Below are 245 nucleotides of genomic sequence, written 5' to 3' on the forward strand. Positions count from 1 at the left end.
GTAGGTTCCTGACCCAGGAGCTGCTGGCTTTCGGTGGAATCCATGACGAACGGGCGCTCGAACTGATAGAGCATCTCAGCGAGTTCCCGCATGTCGGTGGAGAAGAGGCCGAGCCCCCGCAGTGCCCAAGCCGGCACCGCGGAAACCTTCGGCGCGGACACGCCGGCTGCTTGCGCGTACGCCGCAGCCATTTCGCGTTGGGTCACCGCGGGCCCGGTAGGCGCATGAAGCACCGAGTTCCAGAG

Annotated in this window: 1 pseudogene; it reads right to left on the reverse strand. The window is 65.7% G+C overall.

The annotated features are described in order from the left end of the window. Positions 1 to 206, reverse strand: a pseudogene (locus tag SB772_RS44485) (NAD-dependent epimerase); the annotation flags it as partial. Between the last annotated feature and the right edge of the window lie 39 nt (positions 207 to 245).

Source organism: Paraburkholderia sp. SIMBA_030, from assembly GCF_046535245.1.
Classification (GTDB): domain Bacteria; phylum Pseudomonadota; class Gammaproteobacteria; order Burkholderiales; family Burkholderiaceae; genus Paraburkholderia.